This is a genomic window from Olleya sp. KKT75, from assembly GCF_055635485.1.
The window spans coordinates 175487-195063 of record NZ_CM145759.1 but is presented as its reverse complement, the minus strand read 5'-3'; the positions used below and the strand labels follow the sequence as shown (position 1 = coordinate 195063).

General features: G+C 32.7%; 21 protein-coding genes. 9 read left to right on the top strand and 12 right to left on the bottom strand.

Going from position 1 to position 19577, the window contains the following annotated elements; genetic code table 11:
• Positions 1–37: 37 nt before the first annotated feature.
• A complete protein-coding gene (locus tag ACZ2G2_RS00905; protein WP_470393467.1) occupies positions 38–1432 on the top strand; it encodes a sugar transferase in 1395 nt (464 codons plus the stop codon).
• Positions 1433–1445: 13 nt separating this feature from the next.
• On the opposite strand, the gene ACZ2G2_RS00900 is transcribed toward ACZ2G2_RS00905, so the two are convergent.
• Both ACZ2G2_RS00900 and ACZ2G2_RS00895 read right to left on the bottom strand, forming a co-directional pair.
• Positions 1446–2624 (bottom strand): lipoprotein N-acyltransferase Lnb domain-containing protein, encoded by a 1179-nt coding sequence (locus ACZ2G2_RS00900; protein ID WP_470393465.1) that lies wholly within the window; start codon positions 2622–2624, stop codon positions 1446–1448.
• A 14-nt stretch (positions 2625–2638) separates the two neighbouring features.
• Complete coding sequence (locus ACZ2G2_RS00895; RefSeq protein ID WP_470394892.1) at positions 2639–3709, bottom strand: putative type IX sorting system protein PorV2; 1071 nt, start codon at positions 3707–3709, stop codon at positions 2639–2641.
• 122 nt (positions 3710–3831) lie between these two features.
• On the opposite strand from ACZ2G2_RS00895, the gene ACZ2G2_RS00890 reads away from it, so the two are divergent.
• Positions 3832–4581, top strand: a complete 750-nt coding sequence (locus ACZ2G2_RS00890) for a CDP-alcohol phosphatidyltransferase family protein (protein WP_470393463.1) — start codon at positions 3832–3834, stop codon at positions 4579–4581.
• A gap of 25 nt (positions 4582–4606) precedes the next feature.
• A complete protein-coding gene (locus ACZ2G2_RS00885) occupies positions 4607–5434 on the top strand; it encodes a TerC family protein (RefSeq protein WP_470393461.1) in 828 nt (275 codons plus the stop codon).
• Here ACZ2G2_RS00885 and ACZ2G2_RS00880 read toward each other — a convergent pair.
• The 6 genes from ACZ2G2_RS00880 to ACZ2G2_RS00855 all read right to left on the bottom strand — a co-directional run bounded on the left by ACZ2G2_RS00880 (position 5431) and on the right by ACZ2G2_RS00855 (position 9653).
• Entirely contained in the window at positions 5431–5607 is a 177-nt protein-coding gene (locus tag ACZ2G2_RS00880) for a type II toxin-antitoxin system antitoxin (protein WP_090839345.1), read from the bottom strand. The two genes, ACZ2G2_RS00885 and ACZ2G2_RS00880, sit on opposite strands and share 4 nt — an antisense overlap.
• Positions 5608–5651: 44 nt before the next feature.
• Positions 5652–6512: an SPFH domain-containing protein gene (locus tag ACZ2G2_RS00875; protein ID WP_090839348.1), complete on the bottom strand. Its 861-nt coding sequence runs from the start codon at positions 6510–6512 to the stop codon at positions 5652–5654.
• Positions 6513–6683: 171 nt separating this feature from the next.
• The gene (gene lptB / locus ACZ2G2_RS00870) at positions 6684–7424 is read right to left on the bottom strand and encodes an LPS export ABC transporter ATP-binding protein (protein ID WP_090839350.1); all 741 of its coding nucleotides are present in this window, start codon (positions 7422–7424) and stop codon (positions 6684–6686) included.
• A 75-nt stretch (positions 7425–7499) separates the two neighbouring features.
• Positions 7500–7862: a carboxymuconolactone decarboxylase family protein gene (locus ACZ2G2_RS00865; RefSeq protein WP_470393459.1), complete on the bottom strand. Its 363-nt coding sequence runs from the start codon at positions 7860–7862 to the stop codon at positions 7500–7502.
• A complete protein-coding gene (gene tatC / locus ACZ2G2_RS00860) occupies positions 7846–8688 on the bottom strand; it encodes a twin-arginine translocase subunit TatC (RefSeq protein ID WP_470393457.1) in 843 nt (280 codons plus the stop codon). Before tatC ends, ACZ2G2_RS00865 begins: the two co-directional genes overlap by 17 nt.
• Positions 8688–9653, bottom strand: coding sequence for a KpsF/GutQ family sugar-phosphate isomerase (locus tag ACZ2G2_RS00855; protein WP_090839359.1), 966 nt, complete (start codon positions 9651–9653; stop codon positions 8688–8690). The genes tatC and ACZ2G2_RS00855 overlap by 1 nt, the downstream gene beginning before the upstream one ends.
• A gap of 199 nt (positions 9654–9852) precedes the next feature.
• On the opposite strand from ACZ2G2_RS00855, the gene ACZ2G2_RS00850 reads away from it, so the two are divergent.
• On the top strand, positions 9853–12045 hold the full coding sequence (locus tag ACZ2G2_RS00850) for a RecQ family ATP-dependent DNA helicase (RefSeq protein WP_470393454.1): 2193 nt from the start codon (positions 9853–9855) through the stop codon (positions 12043–12045).
• A 40-nt stretch (positions 12046–12085) separates the two neighbouring features.
• Here ACZ2G2_RS00850 and ACZ2G2_RS00845 read toward each other — a convergent pair whose 3' ends face one another.
• Positions 12086–12535 (bottom strand): hypothetical protein, encoded by a 450-nt coding sequence (locus tag ACZ2G2_RS00845; protein WP_090839365.1) that lies wholly within the window; start codon positions 12533–12535, stop codon positions 12086–12088.
• 128 nt (positions 12536–12663) lie between these two features.
• Here ACZ2G2_RS00845 and ACZ2G2_RS00840 point away from each other — a divergent pair, with 128 nt between their 5' ends.
• On the top strand, positions 12664–13596 hold the full coding sequence (locus tag ACZ2G2_RS00840) for a peptidylprolyl isomerase (protein WP_101202944.1): 933 nt from the start codon (positions 12664–12666) through the stop codon (positions 13594–13596).
• A 105-nt stretch (positions 13597–13701) separates the two neighbouring features.
• Positions 13702–14244, top strand: coding sequence for a YfiT family bacillithiol transferase (locus ACZ2G2_RS00835; protein WP_470393452.1), 543 nt, complete (start codon positions 13702–13704; stop codon positions 14242–14244).
• 3 nt (positions 14245–14247) lie between these two features.
• Here ACZ2G2_RS00835 and ACZ2G2_RS00830 read toward each other — a convergent pair whose 3' ends face one another.
• The gene (locus ACZ2G2_RS00830) at positions 14248–14652 is read right to left on the bottom strand and encodes an OsmC family protein (protein ID WP_101202942.1); all 405 of its coding nucleotides are present in this window, start codon (positions 14650–14652) and stop codon (positions 14248–14250) included.
• A 218-nt stretch (positions 14653–14870) separates the two neighbouring features.
• On the opposite strand from ACZ2G2_RS00830, the gene ACZ2G2_RS00825 reads away from it, so the two are divergent.
• The 3 genes from ACZ2G2_RS00825 to ACZ2G2_RS00815 are packed head-to-tail and all read left to right on the top strand — an operon-like array spanning position 14871 to position 17145.
• The gene (locus ACZ2G2_RS00825) at positions 14871–15206 is read left to right on the top strand and encodes a tRNA-binding protein (protein WP_470393450.1); all 336 of its coding nucleotides are present in this window, start codon (positions 14871–14873) and stop codon (positions 15204–15206) included.
• Positions 15207–15209: 3 nt separating this feature from the next.
• The gene (locus ACZ2G2_RS00820) at positions 15210–16112 is read left to right on the top strand and encodes a bile acid:sodium symporter family protein (RefSeq protein WP_470393448.1); all 903 of its coding nucleotides are present in this window, start codon (positions 15210–15212) and stop codon (positions 16110–16112) included.
• Between the two features lie 4 nt (positions 16113–16116).
• The gene (locus tag ACZ2G2_RS00815; RefSeq protein ID WP_470393447.1) at positions 16117–17145 is read left to right on the top strand and encodes a 1-acyl-sn-glycerol-3-phosphate acyltransferase; all 1029 of its coding nucleotides are present in this window, start codon (positions 16117–16119) and stop codon (positions 17143–17145) included.
• Between the two features lie 52 nt (positions 17146–17197).
• Here ACZ2G2_RS00815 and ACZ2G2_RS00810 read toward each other — a convergent pair whose 3' ends face one another.
• Both ACZ2G2_RS00810 and ACZ2G2_RS00805 read right to left on the bottom strand, forming a co-directional pair.
• Entirely contained in the window at positions 17198–17614 is a 417-nt protein-coding gene (locus ACZ2G2_RS00810; RefSeq protein WP_101202939.1) for a PUR family DNA/RNA-binding protein, read from the bottom strand.
• Between the two features lie 84 nt (positions 17615–17698).
• A complete protein-coding gene (locus ACZ2G2_RS00805) occupies positions 17699–19441 on the bottom strand; it encodes an ABC transporter ATP-binding protein (RefSeq protein WP_101202938.1) in 1743 nt (580 codons plus the stop codon).
• Positions 19442–19577: the final 136 nt, after the last annotated feature.

The window sequence follows — 19577 nt, the reverse complement described above, 5'->3', positions numbered from 1 at the left end:
TTGTTATATTTGAATCAATTCTTCCAACTAAACAACAATGACTGATACTAGTGGTATTCACTTTGAAATTTCTGAACGTAAGATTCTACTGCGTTTATTTGATTTACTTTTTATAGGATTATCGTTATTTGCAGTTAGTACGTTTTTTGATTTTGATTACTTTAGAGTTTACGAGGATAACTGGACATCGCTTGTAGTATTAGCTATATATATTACCGTATTTGGTACAGTATTAGAATTGTATGATTTACAAAAATCAAGTCGGTTAGATACGGTTTTAGGGACCGTGTTATTAACCACATCTGTAACGGTCCTCTTTTATTTATTAACGCCTTTCTATACACCATCTTTACCAGAAAATAGATTGCAGATTCTGTATTTTTATTTAGCAATTCTATTTGGATTGTATTTTTGGAGATGGGCTTATATTACGTTTATTTCTTCTCCTAGATTTTTTAAAAAAGTACTTTTGGTTGGAGAAATTTCTAATATTAAAACCATTGTAGATGCATTTGCGAGTGCCGACCCTAATTATAAAATAATGGGGTTTATTAATTGTGAAACAGAAAAAAAACACGCTATTAAGTATACAGGGTTAAAAGAATATGCGCCTGATGAGATACATCAAATAATTAAAGATGAGAGTATTTCTGAAGTGGTTATAGCTAGTTATAATTCTGAAAATATCACGTCTTCAATTTATACAGATTTAATAACATTATTAGAAAAAGGGTTCCCAATAAAAGAGTACACGCAAGTGTATGAGGACATTACGTTTAGAGTGCCTGTGCAGTTTGTCGGGAAGGATTTTTATAAGTATTTTCCGTTTAGCCGAAACAATAAAAACAAGTTATATTTAACGGCGCGACGTATTTTTGATATCATATTATCTTGTGTTGGAATACTCTTAGGTACGGTATTTTTACCTTTAATTTTAATTGGTAATTTGATTGGTAATAGAGGTGGGTTGTTTTATTCACAGCATCGTGTTGGTCAAAACGGTATTCCGTTTAAGATTTATAAATTTAGAACCATGGTTAAAAATGCCGAACAGGGAGGTGCTGTTTGGGCGACTAAAAATGATAGTCGTATAACCAGTTTTGGTAAATTTTTACGAACTTCTAGATTGGATGAAATTCCACAGTTTGTAAATATTCTAAAAGGCGATATGAGTTTAATAGGACCACGTCCTGAACGCCCTTATTTTGTAGAAGAATTATCTCAAGTCATTCCTTTTTATGAAACGCGGCATATTGTAAAACCAGGATTGACCGGTTGGGCGCAAGTTAAAGCACGTTATGGTTCTAGTATTGATGATAGTTTGTTAAAACTACAGTATGATTTATACTATATCAAACACCGTAGTTTTTTACTTGATATTAATATCATTGTTAAAACGTTAAGTACTGTAATTTTCTTTAGAGGACAATAGGCAATCTAAAGCCTTATTGTAAACGATTTGCCTTGTAATATTTTAATAGATATGCATATCTAATAGCTAATGCGATTAATAAAGGTAGTAATGCAGGAGCAAAGCGTTGTACACCAATAGTCCAATGCATTACCATTAGGCATAACATTAAAATAGAAAACTTAATATAGGCAATAAACCAGTTTTTAGGCACTGCTTTTAAAAGTTGAGGTATACAGAAGACACTTAGTGGAAATGCCCATAAGATGTTGTAATTATAAGCAGTAGCAGTATGATCTGTTGCAAACCAAAGTAAAAACAATAACACACCAATAACACCTGTTGTAATAAATAGTGTTAGGTCTAAACCTTTAGATCTGGTCTTGTTTTTATTATCTGTATACGTTATAAAAACAATAATACCAGCTATAATGGTAAGCACTAATAATGGGCTTGTTATAAACGTACTTGTCTTATTACTATTAGTCCCTTTTTGAGTGTAAATAGTTTTAGAGTTAAGGACTACCGGTTGTTTGGTGTCTTTTAAAGTTGCTGTTTCAAAATTTTGATTAACATACTCTGGTAAAAATAGTTGTTCTCTTTGTGTTGCTGTGCGGTCTATAATAGAACCTAAGGCGATATCTATTCCAAAGCTTCCCCAAGTATTCCAATGTAAATTACTGTCTATTAATTGTCTAAACGTTTGTTTTTGGTAGTCTTTTGGTAAGTTGTAGGTAAAATTATTGTCATAAGTAACTTCAACTGCATCTCTTATTTTTGTAGCACAATTATCATAGAAAAAATCATATAAATAGGCCCCTTGATTTTTTTTGTAATTGGTTTCTAAGTAATTATTTAAGGCTTGTTTTTGCGCAAATGTTAAGCGTAACTCTTGTTCTTTAACCGTACGGTCTTCTCTAATATACAAGGCTACAAACCTATTGTAATCTGATTTACCTTGTAGGTAGTTTAGTTTTCCTCTTGCAAAATTTAAGTAGAAATTAGGCGCATCAAAATCGTAACGACCAAAGTCATACGTGATATCAGAAAACCTAGATTTAACTCTAATAGCATTGTGCCCAAAAGCATCATTTAAATTATGTCCTGGTCCAATAGTAATAACACTAATAGTAGCATCTTGAGACAATGGAAGGCTTTGAGAAAACCCTATTGTTATTGTAAATAAAAAGAAAAATTGTAAAGCTAATTTCATGCAACAAAGATAACTTATCTAAAAACACTAAAGTCAAGTTTTAACGAAAACACATTTGAATAAAGTGCAACACTTTGGTCTCCAATATCCGTAAATGCATAATCTACTTGGATGCCTTTATATTTATAGCCAACACCAAAACTGGGCTGAAAGGTTAAATCTTCAGAGTTGTCTATTTGTAATTCGTTTTGAAAATTACCTACACCTGTTCTTAAATAAATCATATCTAGGTATCCAAATTCAAATCCTAGCGCAGGATTTATACTTGCAAAAGAGGTTGATATTACATCGTTATTTTGTTCGAACCTAACATTTAAGTCTAATTCGGCTTCCAATGTATAGTCGTAATGGAAACGGTATAATTTGGCAATCCCAATTTGTAGTTTTGGTATCGTAATTTCGGTAGTTTCAGGCAGTTCTTGGTTTTGACCTTCTACTGCATTTTGTACTTTGGCAAATTCGTCTTCATTTATAGTCCACGCATTAAAAGTTGTCGTTATATCACGTGCCATAATACCAAACTTCCAATTGTTGTCGCTCTGAAACTGTATGGCAGCATCTAAACCAAATCCCCAACTAGAAGCAAAGTCTCCGATAATACGTCTAATAATTTTAGCATTGACACCATAACTTAACCCCTCAATAGGTAAATCTCGAGCGTAAGAAAATGTTAAGCCATAATCTGCTGTAGAAAATAAACTAATACGATCGTAGTTAACATTACCTTGTTCGTCAATAAGTTGTGTAGTGTCTAAAATGTCATCGACTGCAAATCTAATTAACGAGATTCCGAAAGCGCTCCTATCATCTAAAGGCATGGCAAAAGCAGCATAGTCGTAATTAGCAATATTTGCAAAATAACTAGAGTGCATTAAGGCTAATTGATTGTCTTCTAAATTGATAAGTCCTGCAGGGTTCCAGTAACCAGAATTAACATCGTTAGTTCTAGCCACGGTAGCGCTACTCATTCCTAAAGCAGCTGCATCCACACCAATATTCATAAATTCGTTTGAATATTTACGTGTTGTTTGAGCAACGGTAAGTGTTGTGCTTAGGACTAAAAAAGCTAGTAAATGGACTTTCAATTTCAATTTTTTTTACAAAGATGCTATAATTTTTCTATATATTAAACTTCAAAATTAATAGTATATTGCTTAGTGTTTGGAATAGACCAAAATACTTTGTTATTTTTACAAAAAACTAACTGATGAACATCAAAGCTTTTATACCTAATTTTATTACGCTTCTAAATTTATTATGCGGAAGTATTGCAGTAATTTTTGCCATAAACAATCATTTTGTTTTTGCTGCCTTTTTTGTGTTTTTAGGTATTTTCTTTGATTTTTTTGATGGTCTTTTAGCACGTAAATTAAACGTACAAAGTGAGCTTGGACTACAGTTAGATAGTCTTGCAGATATGGTGACTAGTGGATTAGTCCCAGGTTTAGTGCTTTTTAAATTATTAGAATTAGCGAGTAATAGTAAAGCCATTACACCAATAGATTCTTGGTCAGAATCTATGGAGTGGACGGGCTATCATTTTAATTTATTGCCATTTATAGGGTTATTTGTAACCTTAGCATCTGCATACAGATTGGCGCGTTTTAATATTGACGAAGACCAACAGAGTTACTTTAAAGGCTTACCAACACCAGCTAATGCATTACTAATTTTGTCATTACCTTTAATTTTAGAGTTTCAGAATAATGATTTGATTAATAGTATTATACTTAATAAGTGGTTTTTAATAGCCTTGACAATATTAAGTTGTTATATATTGAACTCGCCAGTAAAGTTATTTGCTTTAAAATTTAAAAACTGGAGTTTTAAACCGAACGCTGTCCGTTATATCTTTATTATTTTAAGCATTGTGCTTTTAATAGTATTACATTTTGCTGCTATACCGGTAGTTATTTTACTTTACATATTACTATCCTTATTTAATAATATCAATTAAATTTTCTTAATCAACTAATTACATCATGTTACAAATTGTTTTTACATTATTAATGCTTGTCTTATTGCAAGCAGTTTTAGGTTTTGATAACCTTTTATATATCTCTTTAGAATCTAAAAAAGCACCAGAAGCTGATCAAAAACGTGTTAGAAAAGTGGGTATTTTAATAGCTATTGTACTGCGTATTATTTTATTGTTTGTACTAGTATCTATTATTGACTTTTTTAAAGAACCTTTTTCTTTTATGACAGGGGAGTTTGGGAGTGTTGCTAGTTTTGCTTTTAACGGGCATAGTTTAATTGTACTTGCTGGAGGTGGTTTTATTATCTATACGGCTATTAAAGAAATATGGCACATGATTGGTGCACACGATTTAGAGGTGGATATTGAAGGTGATGGTAAACGTGGTAAATCTGCAAATGCTGTGGTAACTAGTATAGTTATTATGAATCTAGTATTCTCTTTTGACTCTATTTTAGCAGCTATAGGATTAACTAGCGAAATTGAAAACGCAACAACCGCGTTTATTGTTATGGCAATTGCGATTGTAATTAGTGGGTTGTTAATGTTGTTTTTAGCCGATAGAATCTCAGTGTTTTTAGCTAAAAACCGTATGTATGAAGTCTTAGGTTTATTTATCTTATTTATAGTTGGAATCATGTTAGTAACAGAAGGTGGGCATTTGGCACACTTAAAGTTATTTGGAAACCCAATTGAGTCTATGAGTAAGACAACCTTTTACTTTGTATTGGTTATTTTAATTATTGTGGACGTTGTGCAAGGGCGTTATCAAAAGAAGATTTTAGCAGAAAATGCCTCAAGGAATAAAGTAAAAGATACTAACGATATTTAATCGTTAGTATCAGGTGTTCTTTTTTTAGGGCTGCGTTTTGCTTTTTTTAGGCTCTCGTTTAGCATCCATTCAATTTGACCATTAGTGCTGCGGAACTCATCCGCAGCCCATTTTTCTATGGCTTTCATCATGTCTTCATTTATACGTAATGCAAAAGCTTTTTTCTTAGCCATTTATAGTATTAGTTAAAGTGTTGTGATTAATGCAAATGTATTGCTTATTGGTTTAAAGTCCCTGTATTTAATACTGGAGATGCATCTTTATCTCCACAAAGGATAACCATTAGGTTACTAACCATGGCAGCTTTACGATCGTCATCTAACTCTACAATATTCTTTTTACCTAGTTCTTCTAAAGCCATTTCGACCATGCTTACAGCACCTTCTACAATTTTATGACGTGCTGCAACTATAGCGGTTGCTTGCTGTCTTTTAAGCATTGCACTAGCTATTTCCTGTGCGTATGCTAAATATCCAATTCTTGCTTCTAATACTTCGATTCCTGCAATAGATAAACGTTCGTCAATTTCTTTTTCAAGCGCTTCACTAACTTCATTTACACTTGAGCGTAAGGTGATATCTTCAACATGACCTTCATCTGCAAAATTATCATAAGGATACATACTAGCTAGTTTTCTTACGGCTGCATCGGTTTGCACTTTTACAAAGTTTTCGTAATTATCTACATCAAAGGATGCTTTGTAAGTATTAGTGACGCGCCATACTAAGATTGTACTAATCATAATTGGGTTTCCTAGCTTGTCGTTTACTTTTAAACGTTCGCTATCAAAATTACTAGCACGTAAAGAAATTGCTTTTTTATTGTATAAAGGATTCACCCAAAACAGACCATTAGATTTTATACTTCCAACGTACTTACCGAATAAAAGTAATACTCTAGAGTTGTTAGGATTTACTAATACAAATCCTTTAAATAATATAATAGCTGCAACTAAACCAAATATGTATAACGGGTTTTTGGTTGTAATTATTAGGTAGATGCTAGTGACTATTAATGCAATAGTTATGGCTAGTATTAAATAGCCATTTAATGGTTTGATTTCTTTTTCTTGATTCATAGTTAGTGATTTAGTATGATATTATTTTGATATCATAAAGATATATAAAATTTACATACGAATCCTATTTAATTTTAAAATAAAAACAAATGTTAGATTTAGAGCAAAAGAAAACAGCTACACTCTTTAGTTAAGAGTATAGCTGTTTGTGTTGTATTTATGAGATTAAATTTAGTCTCTAATTTTTTTCTTACGTAGTTCAAAGTTTTGACCCAAGTATACTTTACGTACCATTTCATCATTAGCAAGTTCTTCTGGTTCTCCTGCTTTAAGGATACTTCCTTCAAACATAAGATATGTACGGTCCGTAATAGCTAACGTTTCTTGTACATTGTGATCTGTAATTAATATACCAATGTTTTTTTTGGTTAACTGTGCTACAATACGTTGTATGTCCTCTACAGCAACAGGATCTACTCCTGCAAAGGGTTCGTCTAATAATATAAAACTAGGATTAGTGGCTAATGCACGTGCAATTTCTGTACGACGACGCTCTCCTCCAGATAATAAATCACCTCTACTTTTACGGATGTGACCTAAACTAAACTCCTCAATTAAAGACTCCATGCGGTGCAATTGTTCTTTTTTTGTAAGCTTAGTCATTTGTAACACGCTTAGAATATTATCTTCAATACTTAGTTTTCTAAACACAGATGCTTCTTGCGCTAAATATCCAATTCCGTTTTGAGCACGCTTGTACATAGGGTAATTAGTAATGTTGGTGTCGTCTAAGTAGATATTTCCAGCATTAGGTTTTACCAAACCAACCGTCATGTAAAACGACGTTGTTTTTCCAGCACCATTAGGACCTAAAAGCCCAACAATTTCACCTTGACTAACCTCAAGCGATACGTCTTTTACTACTTTACGTCCATTATAGGACTTCATTAAATGTTCGGCTCTAAGCTTCATTTGGTGTGTTTAATTGTGCTAAAAATAAGCATTTCAGTATAACTTGTAAAATAGGCGCTTTATTTTATATAAAGTTTAACCTTGCTTTGTTGTATCTTGTGCTTCTAAAGCCTCCCAATACTCATAAGCACGACGTAAGTGTGGTATCACAATAGTACCACCAACTAAAGTTGCAATACTTAACGTTTCCATAACTTGCTCTTTAGATAAACCATGGTTGTAACTAGACTCTAAATGGTATTTTATACAGTCATCACATCGTAATACTGTAGAGGCTACTAAACCTAATAACTCTTTAGTTTTAACATCCAAAGCGCCTTCAGAAAAAGCATTGGTGTCTAAATTAAAAATACGTTTGATTATTTTATTATTATCGCCTAGAATTTTATCATTCATTTTTTCGCGATAGTCGTTAAATTCTTTAACTGGTTCTGACATTTTTTTCTTTTTTGTTTTCTTTTTTTTCGTTTTTCACTACAACTCTAGAGATATGGATACTAACTTCATATAAGATTAGTACAGGGATCGCTACAATAATTTGACTTGCTACATCTGGAGGCGTAATTACAGCCGACAAAATTAATACAATAACCAATGCAAATTTTCGGTATTTTTTTAAAAATTCAGGAGTAACCAAACCAACTTTTGTAAGAAAGTAGATTAATATAGGTAATTCAAATATTATTCCAGAAGCTAATACAGATGCTCTGATTAATCCAATATAAGACGAAATGTCAATCTCATTAGACACTTCCGCACTAACACTATATGTTCCTAAAAAGTTAATAGAGAGTGGTGTTATAATATAATATCCAAATAGGACACCCATAAAAAACAACAAGGAAGATATAATAATAAATCCTGTTGAAGTTCTTCTTTCTTTAGAGGTTAATCCCGGGCTTATAAATTTCCATAATTGATAGATCACATACGGGAAAGCTACAATAAAACCAGCGTAAATGGAGGTCCAGATATGTATGGAAAATTGCCCTGCCATTTCACGGTTTTGAATAATAAATGGGAAGGAATCTGCACAAAAACTAATGTCTTCAATTCCAAAAAACTGAGACATTTCACACAAACCTTGGTAGGTTGGAAACGTCATTTTTTGAGGTGCAAATAAAACGCTGTCAAACATAAATGTTGGAAAGCAAAAGGCCACCAAACCACAAAGTACAACAGCAGAAACGATTCTAATTAAATGCCATCTTAAATCCTCAAGATGATCTAAGAAAGACATCTCGTTTACATTTTTTTTCGCCATTATAAAATACCTTCTCTAATTAAATCGTGGATATGTACCACACCAGCGTATTTGCCTTCTTTTTCTACTAATATTTGAGAGATACCGTACGTTTCTAAAACCTCCATAGCATCAATAGCCATAGCATCTTCTTCGATACGTTTTGGGTTAGCACTCATAATATCTTTAGCAGTTAAATCTGTAAAATTATCTACTTTACTTAACATACGACGTAAGTCACCGTCTGTAATAATGCCAACAATAGCATTGTTTTCTGTAACAGCAGTAACACCTAACATTTTTTCGGAAATTTCAATAATTACCTGTTTAATATTGGTGTCTAAAGTAACTTCTGGTTTTTGGTTTACAGAAGAAATGTCTTCAACTCTTAAATATAATTTTTTTCCTAAAGCACCACCTGGATGATACTTGGCAAAATCTTTACTTGAAAACCCTCTTAATTCTAATAAGCTTACCGCCAAAGCATCACCTAAGACTAATTGTGCAGTTGTACTTGTTGTTGGGGCTAAATTATTTGGACACGCTTCTTTTTGTACAAACGCATTTAAGATATAGTCTGCTTGTTGTCCTAAAAACGAATCTTTATTACCAGTAATGGCAATCATTTTGTTTTTAGCATTTTTAATTAATGGCACTAAGACTTTAATTTCTGGTGTGTTTCCACTTTTAGAAATACAGATTACCACATCATCTTGTAGTATCAATCCTAAATCGCCATGGATGGCATCCGCAGCATGCATAAATACAGCGGGTGTGCCGGTAGAATTTAAAGTTGCTACAATTTTTGTAGCTATAATAGCACTTTTACCAATACCTGTAATAATAACACGACCTTTAGAATTATAGATTAATTCTACAGCGTCCGCAAAGTCGTTATCAATTAAAGTAGAGAGGTTTAGTATTGACTCCCCTTCTAATTTAATTGTTTCTTTTGCGCTACTAATAATAGATGCTTTTGTTTTCAATGTATTTAATTTTTTTGGTTTATAAAGATTTTACTATCTTTAGTTTTATTCTAAAAAAGCGACAAAGCTTTAATATAATAATATTGGCAACAAATTTAGCGAAAAAATTGGGAGGGGAATTCAATTTTTAGCAACATTTTATTTGTTAGTCATATGTAAGTAAGTGTAAATAATTAATTTAATACGTAAGTTATAACTAGTGAAAAGCGATTTGCATTCTGCATTAAAAAAATACTTTGGGTTTGACGAGTTTAAAGGACTTCAAGAACAGGTTATACAAAGTATTACAAAACAAGAAAATACATTTGTGATAATGCCAACTGGTGGTGGTAAAAGTTTATGCTACCAATTGCCAGCGTTGATGCAAGAAGGGACTGCTATTGTAGTGTCTCCTTTAATTGCATTAATGAAAAATCAAGTAGATGCCATTCGTGGTATATCTAATGAGCATGGTGTTGCACATGTATTAAATTCATCTTTAAACAAGACAGAAGTAAAACAAGTTAAAGAGGATATTACTAACGGTATTACAAAACTATTATATGTAGCACCAGAATCGCTGACCAAAGAGGAAAACGTGGAGTTTTTACGCACTGTAAAAATCTCGTTTATGGCAGTAGATGAAGCGCATTGTATTAGTGAGTGGGGTCATGATTTTAGACCAGAGTACCGAAATTTAAGATCTATTATAAGACGTATAGGGGATAATATTCCTATTATTGGTTTAACAGCAACCGCAACACCTAAAGTGCAAGAGGATATCTTGAAAAACTTAGGGATGAATGACGCTAATACGTTTAAAGCTTCTTTTAATAGACCTAATTTATATTACGAAATACGTCCAAAAACAAAAACTGTAGATTCTGATATTATCCGTTTTGTAAAACAAAACGAAGGGAAGTCAGGGATTATTTATTGTTTGAGCAGAAAGCGCGTGGAAGAGTTAGCACAAGTATTGCAAGTTAATGGTATTAAAGCAGTACCGTATCATGCCGGATTGGATGCTAAAAAACGTTCTAACCATCAAGATATGTTTTTGATGGAAGATATTGACGTTGTTGTCGCTACCATTGCTTTTGGGATGGGAATAGACAAGCCAGATGTACGTTTTGTAATTCACCATGACATACCTAAAAGTATTGAAAGTTATTACCAAGAAACAGGTCGTGCAGGACGTGATGGAGGAGAAGGACATTGTTTAGCGTATTATGCATATAAGGATATAGAAAAACTAGAAAAGTTTATGTCTGGTAAACCTGTAGCGGAGCAAGAGATTGGTCAAGCGTTACTGCAAGAGGTTGTCGCTTTCGCGGAAACTTCAATATCACGACGTAAATTTATATTGCATTATTTTGGAGAAATGTTTGACAACGCCACTGGAGATGGTGGAGATATGGATGATAACATGCGTTTTCCAAAAGACAAACAAGAAGCACAAGACGATGTTAAATTGCTTTTAGAAATTGTTGATGCAACTAACGAAAAGTATAAAGCAAAAGAACTAGTAAATGTTATTACTGGAAAATCAAATGCTTTAATAGCATCACATAAAACGGATGCACAGCCCTTTTTTGGAAAAGGAAAAGCTAAAGATAAATCCTATTGGATGGCCTTAACACGTCAAATTTTAGTGACAGCTATGCTTAAAAAAGACATCGAAACTTACGGTGTTATTAAGTTAACAGATAAGGGAAGAGCGTTTATTACAAGCCCGTCATCTTTTATGATGACTAAAGATCATCAGTTTGGTGACGAGACTGATAATTCTATTATCACAGCACAAAGTGGTGCTGGTGCAGTTGTGGATGAGGCTTTAATGAAAATGCTAAAAGATTTAAGAAAATCTAATGCTAAAAAATTAGGTGTACCTCCTTTTGTAATATTTCAAGATCCTTCATTGGAGGATATGGCTTTAAAATACCCAATAACTGTTGCCGAATTATCCAATGTGCATGGTGTTGGAGAAGGGAAAGCTAAAAAGTACGGAAAAGATTTTGTTAGCTTAATTGCGCAATATGTGGAGGATAATGATATTATTAGACCCGATGATTTAGTTGTTAAATCTACAGGAAGTAACTCTGCTCTTAAATTATATATCATCCAAAATGTGGACAGAAAGTTACCATTAACAGATATCTCTTCTGCAAAAGGAATGGAAATGCCTGCTTTTATTAAAGAAATGGAAGCTATTGTATTTTCGGGAACAAAACTAAATATCGATTATTGGATAAATGATATTTTAGATGAAGACCAACAGGAAGAAATTCATGACTACTTTATGGAGTCAGAAACAGATAAAATAGATGTGGCAATAGATGAGTTTGATGGCGACTATGATGACGAAGAATTACGTCTGTATCGTATCAAATTTATTAGCGAAGTCGCTAATTAATATTACACATTACAGTACTAAAAGAGGAAAACGACAGTTGCTACTGTTCGTTTTCCTCTTTTATTTTTGCAATAGGTTTAAACACAAACGTGTTCTTTTTTATATTTAACGTGATACTTTTAATAGTAGATCGTTTTATTTTTTCGACAGTATCTTTTTCAATTTCAAAATCAATACGTGTTGCATTACCCTTAAAAATATCTACAGGATCAGATTCTATTTCGTCCATATCAGATTTTAAGCTCAAGTTATACCCTTCGCCATCCACTAACAATGTAGCGCCAGTTTTGGTTTTAGTATTTAAGCGCCCAATAACGTACGTTTGTAAATAATAGTAACCACCAAGCTCATTATAACCAGCATAAATAACATTTTGATCAGACACGCCAAGTGGGGCATCTTCACTATGTTTTAAAACGGTTTCGATATAATCAGCATCTTCAGCTTGACTTGTCTTATTTCCTCCAAAAATTTTACTAAATACACCCATAGTTTATTTTAATCTGTGTCAAATCTAATAAAATTTAAGAGAATAGGATTCGCTTAAAAAAAATGATATCAGATAACACATACCTTTTAACTTCTTTATATCTTTGCAGTTCATTAAAAAACAATGTAATGCAAGACGGTTTATACGCAAAATTTAATACGAATAAAGGCGAGATTTTAGTCGCTTTAGAATTTGAAAAAACGCCTGGAACAGTTGGTAACTTTGTTGCTTTAGCAGAAGGGAATATGGAAAATAAGGTTAAGCCTCAAGGTACGCCTTACTACGATGGATTAAAGTTTCATAGAGTTATAGATAATTTTATGATTCAAGGAGGATGTCCTCAAGGTTCTGGAACAGGAGATCCAGGGTATAAATTTGATGACGAATTTCATCCTGAATTAAAACATAGTGGGCCTGGAATATTAAGTATGGCCAATTCTGGACCAGGAACAAACGGAAGTCAATTTTTTATTACACATATTGCTACAGATTGGTTAGACGGTAATCATACTGTATTTGGTAATGTAGTAAAAGGACAAGATATAGTAGACGCTATCGCTCAAGGAGATCAAATTGATACTTTAGAGATTGTTAGAGTTGGTGCTGCTGCAGAAAGTTTTAATGCTATTGAAGCATTTAGAACATTTGAAGGTGCAAGAGAAAAGCGTATTGCTGAAGAGCGTGCAGAAAAAAGTGCTGAGTTAGATAAATTAGCTGCAGGTTTTGAAGAAACTGAAAGTGGTTTACGTTACCAAATCATCCAAAAAGGAGCTGGTAAAAAAGCAGAAAAAGGAAACCAAGTATCTGTGCACTATAAAGGACAATTAGCAGACGGAACTGTATTTGATAGTTCTTACAAACGTAACCAACCTTTAGATTTTCAAGTAGGAGTAGGTCAAGTTATTTCTGGTTGGGATGAAGGGATTCAATTATTAAACGTAGGTGATAAGGCGCGTTTTGTAATACCTTCAGACTTAGGATATGGAGCAAGAGGTGCAGGAGGAGCAATTCCACCTAACGCCGTACTTGTATTTGATGTAGAGCTTGTTGACGTTAAATAATAATAAGACAGTATAATATTTAGCACGTTTAAATACTATATTAAAACACTAATAAAACCTTAAAAGAGTCAAATCTTTTGAGGTTTTTTTATTTACTTTTACCTCATGACAGACCAGCAACTAGAAACATTAAAATACCCTATTGGTACATTTGATTGTCCATCAACTATTACAAAAGCCATGACAGAGGCTTGGATTTCTATTTTAGAACATTTTCCTAATAGATTAGAGCAATTAGTATCTGATTTATCGGATAAGCAATTAGATACACCATATCGTGTTAATGGTTGGACGGTTAGGCAAGTGGTACATCATGTTGCGGATAGCCATCATCATAGTTATATCCGTTTTAAATGGGCTATGACGGAAGATAATCCTGTGATTAAAGCATATAACGAAAACACATGGGCTGCACAGCATGATTACAATCAGCCTATCGAATTGTCATTATTACACATCAAAGCGGTACATGCTAAGTTGGTACATTATGTTAAAGGATTAAGTATAGAGCAGTTACAACGTACCTTTATACATCCTGAAAGTAATGAAACGGTTGCTTTAACTAAAAACTTAGGGATTTATGCATGGCATAGTAATCACCATTATGCGCATATACAAGAACTGATTAAACGCGAAGGTTGGATGTAACCGCTAATTGGGTGTTTTTATTATCGTACCATTTATAGCGCAACATTGACTTACAGTGTTGTAAATAGTGCCAAATTTTTCAATATTTTTTTTAAGTAAATTGATGTTTAAACTGTCATCATCACTATAAATTTTTAGCTTATAATTTATCTGGTCCATTCTAGGTGGTTTTTCTAAACGTGTCGCACCAACGGTTATTTCTGCTTTTGTGTACTCAAACTTCATTAATCCAGAAAAGCGCTCAACATTTTTAAGAATACACGCCGAAAAAGACCCCAAGAATAATTCTGCGGGGTTAGCTAATGTGTCAGCAGATGCTTTAGTTGTTCCAAAGTTAATATCAGATTGTTTAATCTGCATAGATGCATTGTTGTTTGCTTTGGATTGGGCTGTAATGGAATAGGTCATAATTTGTTTTTATTAACTATTTATATAGATGCTTTTTACAATCAGTTTTAGTTTTAAAAGACGGGTGTGTTTAAAGCGAAATATCATAAAAAACACCTTAATAAAGATACCAATTTCTTCAATTTGAAATTAAACTTTTGATATGATTTAAATCATGTCATTTTTAGTATTTCATTTTAAAATATTACATTGCAGTATAACCACAACCTAACTAAGTCATGAGTGATACTATTCAATTTGACGATTTTGCCAAAGTCGATTTACGTATTGGTACCATATTAGAAGTGAACGATTTTCCTGAAGCCAGAAATCCTGCGTATCAATTAACTATTGATTTTGGAGATTTAGGTATCAAGAAAACCAGTGCGCAAATAACAACTCTATATACAAAAGAAACCTTGCTTAATAGGCAAATTGTTGCTGTAGTAAATTTTCCTAGAAAACAAATTGCTAAATTCATGAGTGATTGTCTTGTAGTTGGAGCAGTAGATGGTAAGGATGTTATTTTACTTAATCCAGAAAGTAAAGTGCCAAATGGTGCTGCGGTATCATAGTTTATGGTAGAGGTCGATCACGCGCAAATCAACTTTGATTCTAATGGTCTTTTTATTTTAAATATTGCCTTAGCTATTGTCATGTTTGGTGTAGCTTTAGGTATAAATATTCAAGATTTTAAACAATTAATCAAGCAGCCTAAACCCATTCTTGTAGGTTTACTGTCTCAGTTTGTATTATTACCTTTAGTCACCTTTTTATTAGTCATTTTAATACAGCCAGAACCTAGTATTGCGTTAGGTATGTTTATGGTGGCAGCATGTCCTGGTGGTAATATTAGTAATTTTATAACCCACTTGTCTAAGGGTAATACCGCGCTGTCCATTAGTCTAACCGCTTTTGCGTCTGTATTAGCGTTGGTATTTACGCCCTTTAATTTTCAGTTGTTTGGTAATTTATATGCGCCGACAGCTACGATATTAAAGTCGGTAACCTTGCAGCCTATGGCTATATTTAAAATTATGGCATTAATTTTAGGGCTTCCGTTAATAGGAGGGATGTTATTAAATTACTATCGACCAAAATGGTCTAATCAGTTGTCTAAAGTTTTGAAGCCAGTATCTATCTTCATTTTTATTAGCATCATAGTTATTGCATTTTCAAAAAATATAACAGTATTTACTGATTTTATACATCACGTATTAGCGATCGGAATAAGTCATAATATTGTGGCTTTATTATTGGGCTTTTTGGTAGCGAAAGCTTTTAGGTTGTCATTTAAAAATCAAAAAACGTTAAGTATCGAAACCGGAATTCAAAACTCAGGGCTTGGATTGTTATTGGTCTTTACTTTTTTTGATGGCTTAGGCGGAATGGCAGTTTTGGTTGCCTTTTGGGGAATTTGGCATATTATTTCTGGGTTAATACTAGCGTCGTTTTGGACGAGATCAAATGAAAAAATATAAATTTTTGAAAAAATTGTGGTTGCATAGTGTTAGGTTGTATATCCAAATTGGATTGTTTTTTTATTATAAAAACATCAGTTTAATAGGAAAAGAAACAATACCCAAAGACCAGCCCGTATTATTTTTGGGTAATCACCAAAATGCACTATTAGATGCCTTGTTGATCGCTACTAAGTCTGGACGGTTTTGTTATTATTTAACGCGAGCAGCTGTTTTTAAAAAATCTCTGGTTAGTAAACTATTGCAAAGTCTTAATATGCTTCCAGTATATCGTGTCCGTGATGGATGGAGTACTATTGCTAAAAACAAATCAGTATTTAGTACTAGTGTAGGGTTATTGCATGACAATCAGGCTATAACTGTTTTTCCGGAAGGGAGTCATAGTTTGGTTAGACGTGTTAGACCGCTTAGTAAAGGATTTACTAGGATTGTACTAGAGTTAAGAGAAAAGCACCCTAATACCGCAGTTAATTTAATTCCAGTAGGGTTTAATTATCAAGAAGCTAAACAAATGGGAAGTTGTGTAACTCTTGTTTTTGGGCAACCTATAGTGTCTTCGGATTACAATCAATTAAATACAATAGAGGCTACTAAACAAATAAAGGCGGATGTGTTTGATGCAATGTCCAAGTTGACGACTCAGATTCCTGAAGAAAAGTATGATATCGTGTTACAAAAATTAACGGAACGTCAAGTTGATTTTACCGATCCTAAAACGGTCAACCGTTGCATTGCTTCTAATTTTGAAGAGTGTAGCAGTCAGCCTTTAAAAACAGGTGTTTTTAAAGGCGTTTTAAAGCCAGTGGTGTATGCAATATTGTGCTTACCAATACTTGTCTGGAAAAAAGTGCTAAAACCTAAAATTAAAGAAGAAGAATTTGAGTCAACCTTTAGGTTTGCGGTCTGTTTGACATTAGTGCCCTTTTGGATGCTTTTATTGTTTTGTATTACAATTAGTAGCTTTGGGTTAGTTTCGGGACTTGTTGGTTTAATATCAAGCTTACTATTATTCTTGGTTTATAATAAAGCATAAAAAAAGCCTTTTCTGTAATTAGAAAAGGTTTTTTTTATGCTTTTAGTATGGATTAGATATCATCAAAATCTACATCTGTAAATCTACTTTCTGCACCTGTTGTGTTTTCAGTAGTTTCAGTAACAGGAATGGCTTCTGTAGTTGCTTCTGGTTTTGGTGTATCGTATTCTCTTTTAAAATCTTTTTGGTGACGTTCGCTTATAACTTCATCTCCTTTTTCGTTGATGATATAATCTGTCATTTCCTTTAAGATTTCATTAAACTCGTTAAAATCTTCTTTGTATAAATAGATCTTATGTTTTTTATAATGAAATGATCCGTCGTCATTTGTAAACTTTTTACTTTCAGTAATCGTCAAATAGTAATCGTCTGCTTTTGTCGCTCTTACATCAAAAAAGTAAGTTCGTCTTCCGGCTCTTAAAACTTTCGAAAAAATCTCTTCCTTCTCCATCATCTCGTTATTATGCATAATACTAGTTTTGTGTTGTTAGTTAATTCTCTCTCAAAAATCAAGAAAAAAGTTGAATGTCACAACATTTTAATACAAATATTTTTACTTAGTTGTTTTTAAATACAACTCTTTATAATAACCATCTACGGTAATAAGCTGATTATGTGTTCCGGATTGTACTATCTGTCCATCGTCTAAAACAATTATTTGATCTGCATTTTTAGCAGAAGAAATCCTGTGACTAACAATTATGGTTGTTTTGTCTTTAGTAATCGTTTTTAGATTAGTTAAAATTTTCTCTTCAGTTTCTGTATCAACAGCTGATAAACAGTCGTCAAATAGCATGATTTCAGGTTTCTTGATGATTGCTCTAGCTATGGAAACGCGTTGTTTTTGTCCTCCTGATAAAGTAATACCACGTTCTCCTAAAACAGTGTTGTATTGTTTTTTAAACTTGACTATGTTTTTATGTACTTGTGCTAGTTTTGCAGCTTCAATAACCTCCTCATCTGTTGCGTTTTCTTTTCCAAACTTGATGTTATTATTAATACTGTCACTAAACAAAAAGGCGTCTTGTGGCACATAACCTGTGGCATCACGCAGGCTGTATAAATTTAAATCTTGGATTGGTGTATTGTCAATTAAAATTTCGCCTTTATTAACATCATATAGACGTCCAACTAAATCTAAAATAGTAGATTTTCCAGAACCGGTTTTACCAATAATAGCTAGCGTTTCTCCAGAGTTAACTTTAAAGCTAACATCTTTTAAGGCTTGTATATTAGTATCGTCATAAGTAAAGGATACATGTTTAAACTCAATATCACCTTTTATGTTAGACGCTGTTGGTGTGTTATTTTGTATTTCGGGTTCTGTCTTTAAAAACTCATTAATACGTTTTTGAGAAGCTTCTGCTTCCTGCACTATTGAGGTTACCCAACCTACAGTGGCTACTGGCCATGTTAGTAAGTTGACGTACATTATAAACTCAGAGATGGTCCCCAAGCTAATCTCGCCATTCATGTACTGTTTTCCACCAATATATATAACTAATACATTACTTAATCCAATTAGTAAAATCATCATTGGAAAAAATAAAGCTTGTATTTTGACTAGATTAAGTTGCTTTTCTTTGCTAGTTTCTGATAACTCATTAAAGTTAGCAGATGTCTGGGGCTCTATTCCGTAGGCTTTTATAACAGAAATTCCACTAAACGTTTCTTGAGAAAACGTTGATAATTTAGATAAATACTGTTGTACAACGGTACTACGCTTGTGTATTTCTGAGCTTATTTTGTAAATTATTATAGACAAAATAGGTAAAGGAATAATAGTATATAAGGTTAATAAAGGGGCTTGTTTAAACATAAAAACAAGCGCAACTATAAATAAAGTTAAGGTGTTTATACTATACATAATGGCAGGACCTGCGTACATGCGTACTTTTCCAACATCCTCGCTAATACGGTTCATTAAATCTCCCGTTCTGTTTTTCTTATAAAAGTTAAGAGACAGTTTTTGATATTGTTGATAGATTTCGTTTTTTAAATCAAACTCAATATATCGTGACACGTTAATAATTGTTTGACGCATCCAGAAGGTAAGTATACCAGATAAGACAGCAGAGCCTACTAAAAACAAGATGTATTTTAGTAATTTGGCTTTATACGTGACTTCACTAGTTTCAGGGTTTTGTAGTTGATCGTTGACTACATCTATAATTGAACCAATAAATTTTGGAACAAAAACAGTAAATAATTTAGAAACTATAGTAATTAAAACACCAATTATTATTTGTGTTTTATATTTGTAAAAATACTTGTTAAGATGTTGTAGTTCTTTCATTTAAATGACAACGTAGTTTTAGAAAGTTTTTAACAATTTCACATTTTAACATGCTAATTATTGTTTTAATATTAATTATAAGCTAATTTCGCGCATTGATTTTACAAATAATGTAATATCTATGTATTAAATTAAA